A 16,672-nucleotide genomic window follows, 5' to 3' on the forward strand; every position below is an offset into this window, starting at 1 on the left:
CGCCAGGAGCGGCCCGCCATCGGTGACCCTTCCCAATCTCCAAAACGACGCTTATCAAAGGTGGGAGCGGGCTTGCCCGCGAAAGCGGTTTATCAGTTCCAAAGTTGCTGCCTGACACGCCGCATTCGCGAGCAAGCCCGCTCCCACAGGTTGAGTTGCATTAACCCGGCGATTACGCAGTAGCCCGCCAGGAGCGGATCGATCAGGTAATCCCAATAGTTCTCCGACGCCTTGAGCCGCAGTGCGAAGGCCAGGGTGCCCACTGCCAGCATCCACACCGCCAACGTGTTGCGCAGCCAGAGCAGCAGCAACGCCGCCGCGCCCACCAGCACAATCATCGGCCGCGGGTTGAAGCCCCAACGGTAAGGGTCGTGATACGTCAGGCCCATCGTGGCGGGATACAGCAGCAGGCTCAGCGCGCCAAACAGCAGCAGCAGCTGCACTTGATGTGGGCGATTAACCGGTTGCACTACGCCCAATCGGCACAGCGTTACCCACGCCAGCAACACCAAGGTGCTGATCGCCAGGTCATCGGTAAAGCTGCGCACGTACGCCGCCAATGGCAGTTCATTCACCGGGATAAAACTCAGCACCACCAGCATCGGCAGCAGCCATGGCCGCCAGGGTGCGGTAAAGCGAACCCTGCTCAAGAGCACAAACCCCAGCAGCACAAAACTCAAATGGGCCTGCCACACAGAAACCATCACAAATGCTCCGCCAGCCAGGCTTCGTTGAAGCTGACATGTTTGATAAAGGTGTTATTCCACGAGTACACCACGTGGTACATGCCGTCCGGGCTGCGGCTGAAATACGGATACTCGTACTCGAAATCACAGCCGCGCGGTTTGCACACGCGGTAATCCAGGTTGCTCAGAAAACGTTGCTCCAGCGGCAAGCGCTTGGCGCCGCTGGAAGCGCGAAAGCCCTCGCCGATGATTTCTTTGTAAGCCGCGTGGGAGAACGGCTGGCCGAGCGGGTCGGGCGACTGGTCCAGTTCCACCACCGTGCGCCATTGGCTGAACTGGGCGTTGGTCCCGTAGAGGCTGAGCTTGAAGCGACCGTCTTGCAGGTCGTTGAGGGCCACCAGCAAACCGTCATCCTCGGTTGCCACTGCCGCCAGGGATGAATTGGGGTTGGCCGGCTCCAACGGGTACGGCTCGCTCCAGGTTTGCCCGGCATCGATGGTGCGGCTGGCGAGCACGCGGTGATGGGTTTCGCCGGCGTAGCGCAACATCGCCACGGCGCGCTGGCCGTCCTGCGCCACGATGGTCGGCTGCAGGGAGTGCTTGCCGCGGCTGATGCGAAATTTGTCGATCACCGCGCCGTCGGGGCTCAAATACAGGTACTCGGCAAACTTGCCCATGAACTCGTGATACACCGGCAAGCCAATCGAACCGTCGGCGTGAAACACCGGCGCGGCGCGCACCAGCGTGCTGATATTAAAGAACGGTGAGGTCACCAATTGCCGCGGCGTCGACCAGTTTGCGCCGAGGTCAGTGGAGACCATCACGTTGATCGCGCTGGTGGCCCAGCCGCCGACCGACACCGACACATAAAACATCCACAGGCGTTTATCTGGCCCCAGCGCAATCACTGGGTTGCCCAGTTTGCGAATGTAGCGCTGCGTGCCGTCGCGGGTACTTTCGCGCGTGGCCAGCACCTGCTCGGCGCCCCATTCGCCGCTGCGCGCATCAAACCTTGCGGTGCGCACCTGCACATCGGCGGCGCCTTCGCGGCTGCCGGCAAACCACACGGCCATCAAGTCGCCGCCAGGCAGGGCGGTGACGGAGGAAGCGTGCACAAAGTCGGTAAGTTGCGAGGACACAAAGCGGCTGGTGTATTGCGGCGCCGTCGCGACCTTGGAGGTGTTCGGGCTCGCCTGGGCAAACGGCGCCAGCACGTGCGGCGGATGGCTTTGCCAGGCGGCGAAAAACACCGCGAGCAGGCTGCAGATCAGTAAGGCGGAGCGCATAGAGAACCTGTTGGGGAAAAGGATTACTGCGCACGCTCATCCGGCAGGCGTTTCCTGCAACCGGTGAGCATGGATAACGGCAGGTTGTCCTTCACCTGGAGACTTTCATACACGGCGGCCAGCACATGCACACAGACCAGACCCAGCAGCACATTGGCGGTGGTTTTGTGGACCTGCAGCGGCCAGTCGGCGCCCCATAACGCGTCGACTTCCTGCATCAGGAAACCGCTGATACCGAGGGTCAGCAGCGCCGACATCATCAACAGCATCACCAGCGCGCCGATGGGCGAATGACCGAGGCGATGCAGCCCTCGTCCGTCCAACACCCTACGCACATGGGCACTGAGTCGCGCAGGCGATGGCCAGAAATCCGACCAACGCGCACTGCGCGGTCCTACGAACCCCCACACCAGTCGCACCAGCAACCAGGCCATGGCGTAGTAGCCCAGCCACACATGCCAGTCGTCGCCCGCTTCGTTAAAGAAGTAGTTGGCGACGAAGGCCCCGGCGATAGACAGATGAAACAGCCTCACCAACGGGTCCCACAGGCGCAGGGATTCGCCTGCCATCAGCCCTTGATCTCAGTCTTCACGGCCTTGCCGGTGACCGGGTCGTGGTAGATTTCGACCTTGCGCTTGTCCTTGTCGAAGCCGTAGATCTCGTAGCAGTTGCCGTCGGTGACCTTGAACTTGCTGATCTCATACCCTTGAGCCTTGAGCGTGTCCTGGAAGGCTTTTTCGTCTTGCCACTGCGAGCGTTCGGCGGTGGTGCACTGCGGGCCGGCGAGGGCCATGGGGCTGGCGATAATCAGGGACAGCAGGAGAATTTTGCGCATGGAAAAGCTCTCGGCAGATGTGGGAGATTTCACAGTGCAAAACCAACCTTAGCGCAACCTTAGTTGGCAACGCGCCGTAACATCTTTCCCCGAAGGGGCCGCTGCAGAACCGGCATCATTCCGCCGTTTCCTACAGAGATTTCGCAATGCGCCTACTCCTAGTCGAAGATGATCGTGCCCTCGGCCAGGGCATTCGCGTGGCATTGGGCGCTGAAGGCTACACCCTGGATTGGCTGCAGGATGGCCTCAGCGCCCTGCACGCACTGCGCACTGAAAGCTTCGATTTGCTCCTGCTCGACCTCGGCCTGCCGCGCCTCGATGGGCTCGACCTGTTGCAGCAACTGCGCGCCGGGCAATACGACTTGCCGGTGCTGATCCTCACCGCCCGCGACGGCACCGCCGAACGTATCGCCGGCCTGGACACTGGCGCCGACGACTACCTGATCAAACCCTTCGACGTCGAAGAACTCAAAGCCCGCGTGCGCGCCTTATTGCGACGCAGCCAGGGCCGTGCCCAGCCAATGCTGGAGCACGCTGGCGTCAGCCTCGACCCGGCCACCCAGCAAGTGCGTTATCAGGATCAAGACATCATCGTCACCCCGATGGAATACCAGCTGCTGCACCAACTGATGGTGCGCCCCGGCAAAGTCGTGACCCGCGAGCGCCTGTCTCGCGCGCTGTATGGCTGGCAGGACCGGGTGGAGAGCAACACCCTGGAAGTGCTGATCCATAACCTGCGCAAAAAGTTATCCACCGAGCTGATCCGCACCGTGCGCGGCGTCGGCTACGTGCTGGCGCTTAACCCATGACTTCCGTTCGCGCCCGCATCCTCATTCCGGTGCTGGTGTTTATTTTGCTCGGCGACGCGCTGATCAGTTGGCTGGTGCTGCGCGACAGCCACCATGAAATCGAGGAAGTCTACGACGCTCAACTCGCCCAAAGTGCGCGCCTGCTGCAAGGCGTACTGCGCCAGCGCGACCCAGGCGAAGCGGATTGGGACAGGTTGTATCAGGCGTTCGACCAGGCCATGAGCCGCGTCGGTGAAGACGGCGTCGCGCACCCGTATGAAACCCGCTTGACCTTCCAGGTATGGCGCACCGACGGTGAACTCCTCGTGCGTTCCGCCGAGGCGCCCGTGCTGGCTGCGCCGCCGACTACCCTCGGCTCCCACGACATCATGGAGAACGGCAACGACTGGTGCGCCTTCCTCCTCGCCGACCCGCAGCAGGGCTTGCTGATCTGGGTGGGCGAGCGCGACGACATTCGCCAGGACCTGATCGAACGCATCGTGCGCCACACGCTCTGGCCCTCCTTGATCGGCGTGCCGCTGCTGACTGTGCTGATCTGGCTGACCATTGGCTGGGGCCTCAAACCCCTGCGCGCCATGGTGCTGTCGATTCGCGGGCGCAACACCGACACCTTGCAACCGCTGCACCTCAAACCGCTGCCGACTGATCTGGAACCGATGCAAACCGCGCTTAATCGGTTGTTGGTGCAGATGGATGACCTGCTCGAGCGCGAACGCCGCTTTATCGCGGATGCTGCCCATGAACTGCGCACGCCGCTGGCGATTTTGCGCATTCACGCGCAGAACGCTCAAAGCGCTGCGACCGAAGAGCAACGGCGCGAAGCATTGGATTTTTTGGTGAACGGAGTGGATCGCGCTACGCGAATTGGCAGCCAGTTGCTGACCATGGCGCGCATCGAGCCGCAACTGAACAACCCCGTGTGCAAGCCCGTGCAACTGACGGAACTGGTGCGCGAAGAACTGGCTGAGCTGACGCCACTGGCGATGGAAAAGGGTGTGGAGCTGGTGTTGGAAGGAGAGGAGGAATGTTGGGTGCAAACCGAGCCAGTGGCGCTGGCGATTGCGTTGCAGAACCTGGTGACCAATGCGCTTAACTTTTCGCCTGCAGGCAGTGAAGTGAAAGTGGTGATCGGCGCTGACTGCTTGAGCGTGGAAGACCAAGGTCCGGGGATTGATGAAGCGGAAATGGAGCGGTTGTTTGAGCGTTTTTATAGCCGGGATAACGCTAACGGCGCGGGGTTGGGGTTGGCGATTGTGGAGATGATTGTGGGGAAGATCGGCAGTGAATTGACGTTGAACAATCTGGCGCAGGGCGGCTTGCGCGCGCGGCTGAGCTTCACGGCTTGCGCGCAAGCGCCTGCGGGTATACCACACCGTTGAACGTGTGGGTGCAGCAGTCACAGCTTGGCTTCATCTGTTCGGGCGTCAATTGGGGGTTAACCTTTTGCAGCAGGCCCGACTCGTCGACCCACAAACCGCTGTAATAGCTGGAGTCGCCTAACAGCACATACTCGTCTTTGTCGCTTTCATGCAGCGCAACTATCCAGAACACGGGCTCCGAGCGATCCAGTCGAGCGTTGGCTTCGCTGAATACCTTGTCCCATGGCTGACCAACTTTGGACAGGAGAAAACGGAATAGCGGCGTGTAGTCAAAACCATGTCGTTGACGGCTGTGCATTGAACCGCGGGTGGACAGTGAGTGCTTTGCTTGTTTGGTACGCCGTTCATAGCGATAAGCGAAACCGCTACCGTGGCGCACGCCATGGGTTCGGGTGTTGACTGAGCGGTAGAGGAGGGGCTTTTTCATGGCATCAGGATTCCTTCCTGGGTTGTTTTGGAGGTGGCGGCCAAGCGCCTTGGTAGCGGAAGGAAATTTGGTAGTCGAAAAGGTTGGGCTGTATTTCATGCTGGAAGTAGGGCTGGAGAATTGATATCCAATTGGGGAGAACGTTGAAAACGTCGGCGTATATCGCGGTTTCTTCGCTCAGCCCCAGAGCATCAAAAGAACTGTCTGCATCATGAATATCCACGGAGCACTCATTTTCTTTTAAGTTATCATTGTTCTTTTCGTACCAGCGCAATTTAATTTTCATGACCATTTTTGCAGCTCCTCTCTTTCGGCAAAATCGACGGTGCAGGTTGCACCGTTCCTTGGCATTGTGGGGCTGGCGGATCGGGTGAGAACCCTGAGACACCAAAGGTTTTTTTCCAGAAAGTGAAGGCCGGCCAATGAGGTTTCGACTCTTTAAAATGGTTACGCGTCGCATGCCAAATACAGCGACGCATTTTTCGGAAAGACCAACGAGGTAATTTTCTCGATGCCTTCGATTTGCTGGGGAGTTAGCAGGTAGTCATAGACACATTCGTGCTCGTCCTCCCAACCCATAATTGGCAGCAAATCGGCAGCTTTCAGGTTGAGCGGTATTTCAGTCGAAATCTCCTCGCTTCCCACTGGGACTACGTAGATCAGGTGTTTCATGGATCTATTCTATCCTTCTCGTGTTTTTTGCGTCTTTGGTTCGTTCACCTGTTATAGGATCGAATTCGCCCAAGTGTTTCCCTCGCTTGTTGTACTTCTCGACCTTGCCTCGTTCAAAGTCCCATTCGTAGATATAGCCATGGGGATCCTTCCAGCGCGGCCTAAGGTGGCCTCCGCCTGTGACTCCGGATTTGGACTACAGAGCCAACTGCCCTAGACACAACGGGCAGGGCACTGCCGCTGATCTTGCGCAAAGCCACCGCGCCTCGGCTGTCCACCTCGCGCCCACCCAACAGGCTGAAATGGCCGTAGTCCTTGATCAGCTCCAACGGTACGTAACCGCTGGGGTCGTTGTAGCGAATGATGCCGTCGGGCAGTTGGCAGGGTTTGGTGAATACGCAACCGGGAAGCTTCGCGGGCGTAGGCGTAGGCGTAGGCGCCGGTGCAGGTGTTCGGTCGAGCAACACCATGGGCGGCGAATAGGGCACCCGTTTCGGCTGCGGCATCAGGATTCGTCGTTTGAGTTGTTCTTCTGCCGTGATGGGGTACGCGCGTTCTGACATGACGGGCTCACTTCCTTGTGCGAGGGAGTGAGCGTACGAGGGGGGATCAGAGGTTGATGTCGGGTTTGTTCGATGGTGTGCGTGGGAAAAGTCAGCTGGTTTCTAGCGACCCAAAAATGGGGAGTTGGGATTGCTGATGTTAGTGCCTACAGGCAGGTAGGACCGTTCTGAATTTGCTCCTGGGTCATCTTTAGCTCCTAAGCGTTTGCTACGGTCGCGAGCCAAATACGCGATGGATACGCCGAATGCTCACGTTCAACACCCTTTGGAAAAACCATCCCGAAATTTTCGGAGACGCTGCTCCATGCCGAACCAACGGCGCCAAGAATTTCAGTGATCAATGTGCGATCAACCTTGGCGTGCCGCCATGGACAACAGCACGGATCGCTGCGCCTGGGCGGCGCATTATTTGGGGGAGATGGCGAAGGCGGTGGTGGATGATTTGGCCGATGGGATGTTGCCGAATGGGTGATGGAGGAGGGTGACGCTGTTGGTGTGTAGGCGGGTGAGTTGAGGGTGTGGCGGCTGGCGTCTTCGCAGGCAAGCCAGCTCCTACAGTGGAGGGTGTACATCCGTTGAGTCAGTGTTAGCAGTAAAAGAGACCTTGGGGCGCCAAGGTCTCTTTTTTTGTCTATGTGTATGACGTTTTGCTCGCGCATCTGTATCTAACGGCCTGCTTTTCAACGCCCTACCATGGTGCCCAGCACAACTCTTAAGGAGCGACACCATGTCCGAACTGTCCAGCTGGCTGGCCTACGGCCTGATCTCACTCGGCATGGTACTCACGCCCGGGCCGAACATGATTTACCTCATTTCCCGCTCGATTTGCCAGGGGCGCACGGCCGGGTTGATCTCACTGGGCGGCGTTGCGTTGGGCTTCCTTGTGTATATGTTTTGCGCGGCATTGGGCATCACTGCGTTGGTGATGGCGGTGCCGTTTGCCTACGACGCGCTGCGACTCGGCGGGGCGTTGTACCTGGTGTACCTGGCCTGGCAGGCGGTCAAGCCGGGTGGTCGTTCGCCGTTTCAGGTTCGGGAATTGCCCCAGGACAGCCCGCGCAAGCTGTTCATGATGGGCTTTGTGACCAACCTGCTGAACCCCAAAGTGGCGGTGATGTATTTATCGCTACTGCCGCAGTTCATCGACCCGAACGGGCATGGCAGTGTGCTGACGCAGTCCCTGGTGCTGGGCTTTACGCAGATTGCCATCAGCGTGAGCGTTAACGCGTTGATTGCCATGATGGCGGGCTCCATCGCGGTGTTCTTCGTCACCCGCCCGGGCTGGCAGGTTGTGCAGCGATGGGTGATGGGCTCGGTGTTGATGGGGTTGGCGCTGCGGATGGCGGTTGAGGGGCGGCGGTAAGTCGCTTGTTACAGGATGGCTTTCAGGTAGTCCTTGAGTGCGTCGAGCGGGGCGTCGAGTGCTTCCAGTGTCGGGGCTTGGCGCACGTCCGCCGCAAGCCGTTGCAGCTCACGCCCCATCACCGTGCTTGGGCCGCCCAGGGAGTCGAGTGCTAACGCCAGGCACTCATCAAGCTTGAGTTGAATCGTGGCCAAATCCCCCTGACGCACCAACAACCCGAACACCTCGCGCTCATACCCGTCCATGATCAGGTCATCGCGCAGAATCGGGCTCGCGCCTTCGGTCTCATGCACCAGCTTGAGAGCAAAAAGGGCAACAGCTTCCAGCGTCAATTCCATGGTCCCGGCTCCTTAACGTCTGCGTTCGCCTGCGGCTGCTCACTTTTCGACAGGCGAAAAAAAAGACCTTGAATTTCAAGGTCTTTCTTTAAGATGGTGCCCCGAGGGAGACTCGAACTCCCACTCCTTTCGAAAACGGATTTTGAATCCGCCGCGTCTACCAATTCCGCCATCAGGGCTCAATGGCGGCGAAGTATAGAGATGAGATTACCGTTGGTCAATCACGTTTCATGGTCTATTTTCACTATTTCCGCTAGACTTCCCGGCCCTGCTAGACGAACCCCATCATGCGCGTTGCTGACTTTACTTTTGAGCTCCCTGATTCGCTGATCGCTCGCCACCCTTTGGCCGAGCGTCGCGCCAGTCGACTGCTGACCCTGGACGGGGTGAGCGGTGCCCTCGCACACCGTCAATTCACTGATTTGCTTGAGCATTTGCGCCCAGGCGATCTGATGGTGTTCAACAATACCCGGGTGATTCCGGCACGGCTGTTTGGCCAGAAAGCGTCCGGCGGCAAGCTGGAAATTCTGGTCGAGCGGGTGCTGGACAGCCATCGCGTGCTGGCCCATGTGCGCTCCAGCAAGTCGCCGAAACCGGGTTCGAGCATCCTGATCGATGGCGGTGGCGAGGCCGAGATGGTCGCGCGCCATGACGCGCTGTTCGAGCTCAAGTTTGCCGAAGAGGTGTTGCCGCTGTTGGAACGCGTCGGCCATATGCCGTTGCCTCCTTATATAGACCGTCCCGACGAAGACGCGGACCGCGAGCGCTACCAAACGGTGTACTCCCAGCGCCTGGGTGCTGTTGCCGCGCCGACGGCCGGGCTGCACTTTGACCAGCCGCTGCTGGATGCGATCGCCGCCAAAGGCGTCGAAAGCGCCTACGTGACTCTGCACGTGGGGGCCGGCACGTTTCAGCCGGTGCGTGTGGATAACATCGAAGACCACCATATGCACAGCGAGTGGCTGGAAGTCAGCCAGGAAGTGGTGGATGCGGTGGCGGCGTGCAAGGCGCGCGGCGGTCGTGTTGTTGCGGTGGGCACCACCAGCGTGCGGTCGTTGGAGAGTGCGGCGCGTGATGGCGTGCTCAAACCGTTCAGCGGCGACACCGATATATTTATCTTCCCGGGCCGGCCGTTTCATGTGGTCGATTGCCTGGTGACCAACTTCCATTTGCCGGAATCCACGCTGTTGATGCTGGTGTCGGCATTTGCCGGTTACCCGGAAACCATGGCCGCTTATCAAGCTGCCATCGCCAACGAGTACCGTTTTTTCAGCTACGGTGATGCGATGTTTATCACCCGAAACCCTGCGCCGACTGCTCCTAAAGAAGCGGGCCCTGAGGAACAACTATGAGTCGTATGTCGTTTGAATTGTTGGCCACGGATGGCAAGGCTCGTCGTGGTCGCCTCACGTTTCCGCGCGGCACCGTCGAAACCCCGGCCTTCATGCCCGTGGGCACTTACGGCACCGTCAAAGGCATGCTGCCGCGTGACATCGTCGCCACCGGCGCCGAAATCATCCTTGGCAACACCTTCCACCTGTGGCTGCGCCCGGGCACGGAAGTGATCAAGAAGCATGGCGACCTGCATGACTTCATGAAGTGGCAGGGCCCGATCCTCACCGACTCCGGTGGTTTCCAGGTGTTCAGCCTGGGCGCCATGCGCAAGATCAAGGAGGAGGGCGTGACCTTCGCCTCGCCGGTCGACGGTTCCAAGGTGTTCATGGGCCCGGAAGAGTCGATGCAGGTGCAGCGCGACCTGGGCTCCGACATCGTGATGATCTTTGACGAATGCACGCCGTACCCGGCGGACGAAGACGTGGCGCGTATCTCCATGGAGCTGTCGTTGCGCTGGGCTCAGCGTTCGAAGAATGCCCACGGCGACAACACCGCGGCGCTGTTCGGTATCGTTCAGGGCGGCATGCACGAAAGCCTGCGCAAGCGCTCGCTGGAAGGCCTGGACAAGATTGGCTTTGACGGCCTGGCCATCGGCGGTTTGTCGGTGGGCGAGCCCAAGCACGAGATGATCAAGGTGCTGGATTACCTGCCGGGCCTGATGCCGGCTGACAAACCTCGTTACCTTATGGGCGTTGGCAAACCGGAGGATCTCGTAGAGGGTGTGCGCCGCGGTGTGGACATGTTCGATTGCGTGATGCCAACCCGTAATGCCCGCAATGGGCATCTGTTCATCGATACAGGCGTGCTGAAGATCCGTAACGCGTTCCATCGCCATGATGATTCGCCGCTGGATCCCACCTGTGACTGCTACACCTGCCAGAACTTCTCGCGCGCTTATCTGCACCATCTGGACAAGTGCGGGGAAATGCTGGGTAGCATGTTGAATACCATCCACAATTTGCGTCACTACCAAGTCCTGATGGCTGGTTTGCGCGAGGCTATTCAACAGGGTACATTGGCCGCCTTCGTCGATGCCTTCTATGCCAAGCGCGGGCTCCCTGTGCCGCCCTTGGACTGAGTTTTCCGACCCTAAGATTCACTATTTGCAACTGGAGTGCTAAATGAGCTTTTTTATCTCTAATGCCATGGCTGACGCCGCTGCGCCTGCCGCTGCCGGCCCTATGGGCGGTGGTTTTGAGTGGATTTTCCTGGTCGGCTTCCTGGTCATTTTCTACCTGATGATCTGGCGTCCACAGGCCAAGCGCGCCAAAGAGCAGAAAAACCTGCTGGGCAGCCTGCAAAAAGGCGACGAAGTTGTGACCACTGGCGGCATCGCCGGCAAGATCACCAAGGTTTCCGATGCTTTCGTGGTTCTGGAAGTCTCCGACACCGTAGAAATGAAGTTCCAGAAGGGCGCCATCGCCGCCACGTTGCCAAAAGGCACGCTCAAAGCGATCTGAGTAACAACCTTTACCAATCGACGGGGCGCGCAAGGCGCCCCGCGTTATAAGCGGGCGGCGTGATGCTGAACAAATACCCTCTGTGGAAATACGTACTGATCCTGGCGGTGCTGGCGATCGGTTTTATTTATTCCGCTCCCAATCTTTATCCTGATGACCCTGCGATCCAGATCACGGGCGCCAGCACTTCGCTGCAAGTCAATCAGGCTGACCTGGAACGCGCGAGCAAAGCGCTCACCGACGCGGGAATTCAGGTTAAAGCGGCAACATTGGCGGCTGATGCGAAGGGCGGCTTGTTGCGCCTGACCAAGGCAGAAGACCAATTACCGGCCAAAGACGTTGTGCGCAAGGTCATGGGTGACGACTATGTTGTCGCGCTGAACCTGGCACAGACCACGCCAAAATGGCTGCGCAGCATTGGCGCGCACCCGATGAAGCTGGGTCTGGACTTGTCCGGTGGTGTGCACTTCCTGTTGGAAGTCGACATGGACAAAGCCCTCGACGCACGCCTGAAAGTCTACGAAGGCGATGTGAAGAGCCTGCTGCGCAAAGAGAAGTTGCGTTATCGCAGCCTGCCGCAGCTCAACGGTGCCATTCAGCTGGGCTTCTCTGACGAAGCGTCCCGCGAACAGGCCCGTGCGCTGATCCGCAAGAACTTCAACGATTTTGACATCGTGCCGGCCGACCTCAATGGTCAACCTGTACTGCGTCTGGCGATGACCCCAGCCAAGCTGGCGGAAATCCGCGAATACTCCATCAAGCAGAACTTGACCACGGTACGTAACCGCGTCAACGAGCTGGGTGTGGCTGAGCCGATTGTTCAGCGTCAAGGCGCCAACCGCATTGTGGTTGAGCTGCCGGGCGTACAGGACACTGCTGAAGCCAAGCGTATCCTGGGTAAGACCGCCAACCTGGAGTTCCGTCTGGCTGCTGAGCCGGGTGCTTCTCGCGCGACTGCCGAAGAATTCGAGTTCCGTGAAGGTAACCGTCCTCCAGCGTTGATCGAGCGTGGCTTGATCATCACCGGCGACCAGGTCACCGATGCAAAGGCAGGTTTTGGCGAGCACGGCACGCCTGAAGTGAACATTCGTCTGGATGGTCACGGTGGCGAACTGATGAGCCGCGCCACGCGCAGCAACGTTGGTCGCAGCATGGCGGTGATCTTCATCGAGCAGCGCCCGATCACCACCTACACCAAGCAAGTGGTCAACGGCGTCGAGAAAGACGTGCCGGTGCAGACCTTCAAGGAAGAGAAGAAGATCATCAGCCTGGCGACCATCCAGTCGCCGCTGGGTGCTCAGTTCCGCATCACGGGCCTGAACGGCCAGGGCGAATCGTCCGAGCTGGCACTGCTGCTGCGTGCCGGTGGTCTGGCGGCGCCGATGTACTTCGCTGAAGAGCGCACCATTGGCCCGAGCCTGGGTGCTGACAACATCACCAAGGGTATCGACGCAGCCTTGTGGGGCATGCTGTTCGTGTCGCTGTTCATCATCGCCATCTACCGCTTCTTCGGCATCATCGCCACCGTGGCCCTGGCGGGCAACATGGTCATGCTGCTGGCGCTGATGTCGCTGCTGGGCGCTACACTGACCCTGCCAGGCATCGCCGGTATCGTACTCACCATGGGTATGGCGGTAGACGCCAACGTACTGATCTTCTCGCGGATTCGTGAAGAGATCGCGGCGGGCATGACCGTACAACGTGCAATCAACGAAGGCTTCGGCCGGGCATTTACCGCGATTCTCGACTCCAACTTGACCACTTTGCTGGTCGGCGGGATTCTCTTTGCCATGGGCACCGGCCCGGTCAAAGGTTTTGCGGTCACCATGTCCCTCGGTATCTTTACCTCGATGTTCACGGCCATCATGGTGACCCGCGCAATGGTCAACCTGATCTTTGGCGGGCGTGACTTCAAGAAGTTGTGGATTTAAGGGGCTGCCATGTTACGTACAATCAACTTCATGGGCGTTCGCAACATTGCGTTCGGCGTCACTGTGCTCCTTACCGTTCTGGCGCTGTTCAGCTGGTTCCATAAGGGCCTGAACTACGGTCTGGACTTCACCGGCGGTACGCTCATCGAGCTGACCTACGAGAAGCCGGCCGACGTTACCCTGGTGCGCAACGAGCTGGTCAAGGCCGGCTATCACGAAGCCATCGTGCAGAGCTTTGGTGCGACCACCGACCTGCTGGTGCGTATGCCAGGTGAAGACCCGCAACTGGGTCACCAGGTAGCCGAAGCCTTGCAGAAGGTCGGCGGTGACAACCCGGCGTCGGTCAAGCGCGTTGAGTTCGTAGGCCCGCAGGTGGGTGAAGAGCTGCGCGACCAGGGCGGCCTCGGCATGCTGATGGCGCTGGTCGGCATCATGATCTACCTGGCGTTCCGCTTTCAGTGGAAGTTCGGCGTCGGCGCGATTGTGTCGCTGATCCACGACGTGATCGTGACCGTGGGTATCCTCGCGTACTTCCAAATCACCTTCGACCTGACGGTGTTGGCGGCGGTGCTGGCGATCATTGGTTACTCGCTCAACGACACCATCGTGGTATTCGACCGGGTGCGTGAAAACTTCCGCGTACTGCGCAAGGCGTCGCTGATCGAGAACATCAACGTCTCGACGACCCAGACCCTGCTGCGGACCATGGCGACATCGATCTCCACCTTGCTGGCGATTGCTGCGCTGATGATCTTCGGTGGCGACAACCTGTGGGGCTTCTCCCTGGCGCTGTTTATCGGCGTTCTGGCGGGTACCTACTCGTCGATCTACATCGCCAACGTGGTGCTGATCTGGCTGAACCTCAACAGTGAAGACTTGATCCCTCCTGCCGCTACCGGCAAGGAGGTCGACGACCGCCCTTGACGGGCGCTTGTTGACACGCTGTTACAAAGAAGGCGCGAGTATTGAACTCGCGCCTTTTTTTTTGCTCCAAGGCTGGGTATAGCGCGGACGTTTCGGTCCGTTTGTGATGGTCAGGAGGTTCACGTGAACAAGTCGTTGCTGGTTGGTGCGGTATTGGGTGCTGTCGGTGTGACTGCCGGGGGTGCTGTTGCCACCTACAGCCTGGTAAAAAGCGGCCCTGAGTATGCGCAAGTGCTGGCGGTGCAGCCGGTGAAAACCCAGATTAAAACCCCGCGCGAGGTCTGCAAGGACGTCGCCGTAACCCGGCAGAAGCCGGTGCAGGATCAACATCAAATCGTCGGCACCGTGGTTGGTGCGCTGGCCGGTGGCCTGTTGGGCAACCAGGTCGGTGGCGGTAATGGCAAGAAGCTGGCGACTGTAGCCGGTGCGGTGGGTGGCGGTTACGCCGGTAACAAGGTTCAGGAAGGCATGCAGAACCGCGATACCTACACCACCACACAAACCCGTTGTAACACCGTCAACGACATCAGCGACAAGGTTGTCGGCTATGACGTGCGGTACACCCTGGATGGCAAAGAAGGTTCGGTGCGCATGGACCGTGATCCAGGTGGCCAGATTCCAGTGGATAAAGAAGGTCGTTTGGTTCTGGGTCAAAACCAGCAGTAATTCCAGGCCGAGCGCGGTTCAAAATGTGAGAGGGGGCTTGCTCGCGAACGCGGAGTGTCAATCGACAGATTTATTGACTGGCTACCGCTTTCGCGAGCAAGCCCGCTCCTGCATTGGGTATGGGTTGACGCTGGAATTGCCGTATCGCCCAAATCACAGGCATAAAAAAAGCACCCCTCGGGGTGCTTTTTTGTGCCCGCTCGCTTAGCGCTTCAGCGAAGCCGGCAGGTGCGGCTGGATCGCCGTCAGTACAGCCTTGAAGCACTTGGTGTTACCGGCAACGACGTGGCCTTTCTCAAGGAAGTCGTGGCCGCCAGTGAAGTCGCTCACCAAACCGCCAGCTTCTTGAATCAGCAGTGCGCCTGCGGCCATGTCCCACTCGGACAGGCCCGACTCCCAGAACGCATCAAAACGACCGGCAGCTACATAGGCCAGGTCCAGACTGGCTGCGCCAGCGCGACGGATACCGGCGGTCTGGCCAACCAGGGCGCGGAACATGCCCAGGTAGTTTTCCAGGTTGTCCATCTGGTCGTCACGGAACGGGAAGCCCGTGCCCAGCAGGGCGCCGTCGAGGCTGGTGCGACCGCTGACACGCAGACGGCGACCATTCAACTGGGCCCCACGGCCGCGGCTGGCGGTAAATTCTTCCTGGCGAACCGGGTCCAGAACCACTGCGTGTTCCAGGCGGCCGCGGTATTTGCAGGCAATGCTCACGGCAAAGTGAGGAATGCCGCGCAGGAAGTTGGTGGTGCCATCCAGTGGGTCGATGATCCACAGGTAGTCTTCGCCTTCGCCGCTGCCTTTGTGCAAACCGGTTTCTTCGCCGAGGATGCCGTGGGTAGGGTAGGCCTTGCGCAGAGCGTCGATGATTTTCTGTTCGGCGGCGCGATCCACCTCGGACACATAATCCTTGGCGTCTTTTTCGTCGACCTTGATGGTATCCAGGCGCTCGATGGAGCGGAAGATCAATTCACTGGCGCTGCGGGCGGCGCGCAGCGCGATATTCAGCATGGGCTGCATGGATGTGTCACCTAAGGTTGTTAAAGAAAGCCGGGCATTCTAGCAGAAACTTTCTTCAGGTGAAGGACGACGTTAGCTTTCATGGCATAACCTTAGGCTGTTCTGTAAGATTTGCTCCCCTTTCCCGTGTCCGAGAGCGCCTCCCTTGCTGCAAAACATTCGTGTCGTTTTGGTCAATACCAGTCATCCCGGCAACATCGGCGGGGTGGCGCGAGCCATGAAAAACATGGGGCTGACGCGCCTGGTGCTGGTCGAGCCGCGCGTGTTCCCGCACCACGAGGCCGATGCCCGTGCATCCGGCGCCAATGACATCCTCGAAAAAGCCCAGGTCGTCGCCACGCTGGAAGACGCCTTGGTCGGCTGCAACCTGGTGCTCGGCACCAGCGCCCGCGACCGTCGCATCCCCTGGCCGCTGCTGGATCCGCGCGAGTGCGGCACCAAAGTAGTGGAAGAAGCTGCCGGCGGCGCAGAAATCGCCTTGGTATTCGGCCGTGAAGACTCCGGCCTCACCAATGAAGAGCTGCAGCGATGTCATTACCATGTGCACATTCCATCAGACCCTGAATTCAGTTCGCTGAACCTCGGGGCGGCGGTGCAGGTATTGAGTTATGAAGTGCGCATGGCCTGGCTGGCCGCTGAAGGTCAGCCGAGCAAGGTAGAAAAGGATGAAGTCGCATCGACCAAGAGTGGCGAACTGGCCACGATGGACGAGCTGGAGCGATTCTATGAGCACCTGGAGCAAACCCTGGTGGCCATCGAATTCCTCGATCCGGAGAAACCACGGCACTTGATGGCGCGCCTGCGTCGCTTGTACGGGCGCAGCTCGGTCAGTCGAGCAGAGATGAATATATTGCGTGGCATCCTCACGGAAACCCAGAAAGCGGCCCGTGGCGAGCTGCTTAAGCGGAAGGATTAAAA

At 59.3% G+C, this 16,672-nt stretch carries 20 protein-coding genes, 1 tRNA gene and 2 pseudogenes; 11 read left to right on the plus strand and 12 right to left on the minus strand.

Going from position 1 to position 16,672, the window contains the following annotated elements; all coding sequences use genetic code 11:
• Positions 1–92 precede the first annotated feature (92 nt).
• Genes AACV02_RS04960 through AACV02_RS04975 form a run of 4 tightly spaced genes read right to left on the minus strand, consistent with a single transcriptional unit; the run spans position 93 to position 2,807 of the window.
• Positions 93–704 carry a hypothetical protein gene (locus AACV02_RS04960; protein WP_119736800.1) on the minus strand — a complete coding sequence of 204 codons (612 nt, stop codon included), beginning with the start codon at positions 702–704 and terminating at the stop codon, positions 93–95.
• Positions 704–1,972 carry a sialidase family protein gene (locus AACV02_RS04965; protein ID WP_119736803.1) on the minus strand — a complete coding sequence of 423 codons (1,269 nt, stop codon included), beginning with the start codon at positions 1,970–1,972 and terminating at the stop codon, positions 704–706. Before AACV02_RS04965 ends, AACV02_RS04960 begins: the two co-directional genes overlap by 1 nt.
• 23 nt (positions 1,973–1,995) lie before the next feature.
• Complete coding sequence (locus AACV02_RS04970) at positions 1,996–2,541, minus strand: cytochrome b/b6 domain-containing protein (protein WP_119736805.1); 546 nt, start codon at positions 2,539–2,541, stop codon at positions 1,996–1,998.
• A complete protein-coding gene (locus AACV02_RS04975) occupies positions 2,541–2,807 on the minus strand; it encodes a PepSY domain-containing protein (RefSeq protein ID WP_119736807.1) in 267 nt (88 codons plus the stop codon). Before AACV02_RS04975 ends, AACV02_RS04970 begins: the two co-directional genes overlap by 1 nt.
• A 146-nt stretch (positions 2,808–2,953) precedes the next feature.
• Here AACV02_RS04975 and AACV02_RS04980 point away from each other — a divergent pair, with 146 nt between their 5' ends.
• Complete coding sequence (locus AACV02_RS04980) at positions 2,954–3,616, plus strand: response regulator (RefSeq protein WP_119736809.1); 663 nt, start codon at positions 2,954–2,956, stop codon at positions 3,614–3,616.
• A complete protein-coding gene (locus AACV02_RS04985; RefSeq protein ID WP_119736811.1) occupies positions 3,613–4,995 on the plus strand; it encodes an ATP-binding protein in 1,383 nt (460 codons plus the stop codon). Before AACV02_RS04980 ends, AACV02_RS04985 begins: the two co-directional genes overlap by 4 nt.
• Here the strand turns inward: AACV02_RS04985 and AACV02_RS04990 are convergent.
• The 5 genes and pseudogenes from AACV02_RS04990 to AACV02_RS05010 form a co-directional block, all read right to left on the minus strand.
• Complete coding sequence (locus AACV02_RS04990) at positions 4,952–5,422, minus strand: hypothetical protein (protein WP_119736813.1); 471 nt, start codon at positions 5,420–5,422, stop codon at positions 4,952–4,954. The genes AACV02_RS04985 and AACV02_RS04990 overlap by 44 nt on opposite strands.
• Positions 5,423–5,426: 4 nt before the next feature.
• Positions 5,427–5,714, minus strand: coding sequence for a colicin E3-like toxin immunity protein (locus AACV02_RS04995; protein WP_119736815.1), 288 nt, complete (start codon positions 5,712–5,714; stop codon positions 5,427–5,429).
• Positions 5,715–5,869: 155 nt separating this feature from the next.
• Complete coding sequence (locus AACV02_RS05000) at positions 5,870–6,094, minus strand: DUF7683 domain-containing protein (RefSeq protein WP_119736817.1); 225 nt, start codon at positions 6,092–6,094, stop codon at positions 5,870–5,872.
• A gap of 4 nt (positions 6,095–6,098) precedes the next feature.
• Positions 6,099–6,227, minus strand: a complete 129-nt coding sequence (locus AACV02_RS05005) for a colicin E3/pyocin S6 family cytotoxin (RefSeq protein WP_305955849.1) — start codon at positions 6,225–6,227, stop codon at positions 6,099–6,101.
• 66 nt (positions 6,228–6,293) lie between these two features.
• A pseudogene (locus AACV02_RS05010) lies at positions 6,294–6,657 on the minus strand (detoxification); the annotation flags it as partial.
• A gap of 361 nt (positions 6,658–7,018) precedes the next feature.
• Between AACV02_RS05010 and AACV02_RS05015 the strand changes: the two are divergent.
• Together AACV02_RS05015 and AACV02_RS05020 are read left to right on the plus strand one after the other, a co-directional pair.
• Positions 7,019–7,158 (plus strand): annotated as a pseudogene (locus tag AACV02_RS05015) (DUF3077 domain-containing protein); the annotation flags it as partial.
• A gap of 226 nt (positions 7,159–7,384) precedes the next feature.
• Entirely contained in the window at positions 7,385–8,020 is a 636-nt protein-coding gene (locus AACV02_RS05020; RefSeq protein ID WP_119736821.1) for a LysE family translocator, read from the plus strand.
• Positions 8,021–8,028: 8 nt separating this feature from the next.
• Here the strand turns inward: AACV02_RS05020 and AACV02_RS05025 are convergent, their stop codons facing one another.
• Both AACV02_RS05025 and AACV02_RS05030 read right to left on the minus strand, forming a co-directional pair.
• Positions 8,029–8,358 (minus strand): hypothetical protein, encoded by a 330-nt coding sequence (locus AACV02_RS05025; RefSeq protein WP_119736823.1) that lies wholly within the window; start codon positions 8,356–8,358, stop codon positions 8,029–8,031.
• 94 nt (positions 8,359–8,452) lie between these two features.
• Positions 8,453–8,537, minus strand: a tRNA-Leu gene (locus AACV02_RS05030).
• A 108-nt stretch (positions 8,538–8,645) separates the two neighbouring features.
• Here AACV02_RS05030 and queA point away from each other — a divergent pair.
• The 6 genes from queA (at position 8,646) to AACV02_RS05060 (ending at position 14,734) form a co-directional block, all read left to right on the plus strand.
• Positions 8,646–9,710, plus strand: a complete 1,065-nt coding sequence (gene queA / locus AACV02_RS05035; protein ID WP_119736825.1) for a tRNA preQ1(34) S-adenosylmethionine ribosyltransferase-isomerase QueA — start codon at positions 8,646–8,648, stop codon at positions 9,708–9,710.
• 5 nt (positions 9,711–9,715) lie between these two features.
• Complete coding sequence (gene tgt, locus AACV02_RS05040; protein WP_003175976.1) at positions 9,716–10,831, plus strand: tRNA guanosine(34) transglycosylase Tgt; 1,116 nt, start codon at positions 9,716–9,718, stop codon at positions 10,829–10,831.
• Positions 10,832–10,874: 43 nt separating this feature from the next.
• On the plus strand, positions 10,875–11,213 hold the full coding sequence (yajC, locus tag AACV02_RS05045) for a preprotein translocase subunit YajC (protein ID WP_003175975.1): 339 nt from the start codon (positions 10,875–10,877) through the stop codon (positions 11,211–11,213).
• A 62-nt stretch (positions 11,214–11,275) separates the two neighbouring features.
• Positions 11,276–13,144 (plus strand): protein translocase subunit SecD, encoded by a 1,869-nt coding sequence (secD, locus tag AACV02_RS05050; RefSeq protein ID WP_106578266.1) that lies wholly within the window; start codon positions 11,276–11,278, stop codon positions 13,142–13,144.
• A gap of 9 nt (positions 13,145–13,153) precedes the next feature.
• Entirely contained in the window at positions 13,154–14,068 is a 915-nt protein-coding gene (gene secF / locus AACV02_RS05055; RefSeq protein WP_106578267.1) for a protein translocase subunit SecF, read from the plus strand.
• 123 nt (positions 14,069–14,191) lie between these two features.
• Positions 14,192–14,734: a glycine zipper 2TM domain-containing protein gene (locus AACV02_RS05060; protein WP_015885750.1), complete on the plus strand. Its 543-nt coding sequence runs from the start codon at positions 14,192–14,194 to the stop codon at positions 14,732–14,734.
• 204 nt (positions 14,735–14,938) lie between these two features.
• On the opposite strand, the gene suhB is transcribed toward AACV02_RS05060, so the two are convergent.
• Entirely contained in the window at positions 14,939–15,754 is an 816-nt protein-coding gene (suhB, locus tag AACV02_RS05065; protein ID WP_003175971.1) for a type III secretion system regulator SuhB, read from the minus strand.
• Positions 15,755–15,899: 145 nt separating this feature from the next.
• On the opposite strand from suhB, the gene trmJ reads away from it, so the two are divergent.
• Positions 15,900–16,670 carry a tRNA (cytosine(32)/uridine(32)-2'-O)-methyltransferase TrmJ gene (trmJ, locus tag AACV02_RS05070; RefSeq protein ID WP_003210307.1) on the plus strand — a complete coding sequence of 257 codons (771 nt, stop codon included), beginning with the start codon at positions 15,900–15,902 and terminating at the stop codon, positions 16,668–16,670.
• Positions 16,671–16,672: the final 2 nt, after the last annotated feature.

Origin of the sequence: Pseudomonas sp. Larv2_ips (assembly GCF_963879675.1) — a bacterium.
Classification (GTDB): Bacteria; Pseudomonadota; Gammaproteobacteria; order Pseudomonadales; family Pseudomonadaceae; genus Aquipseudomonas.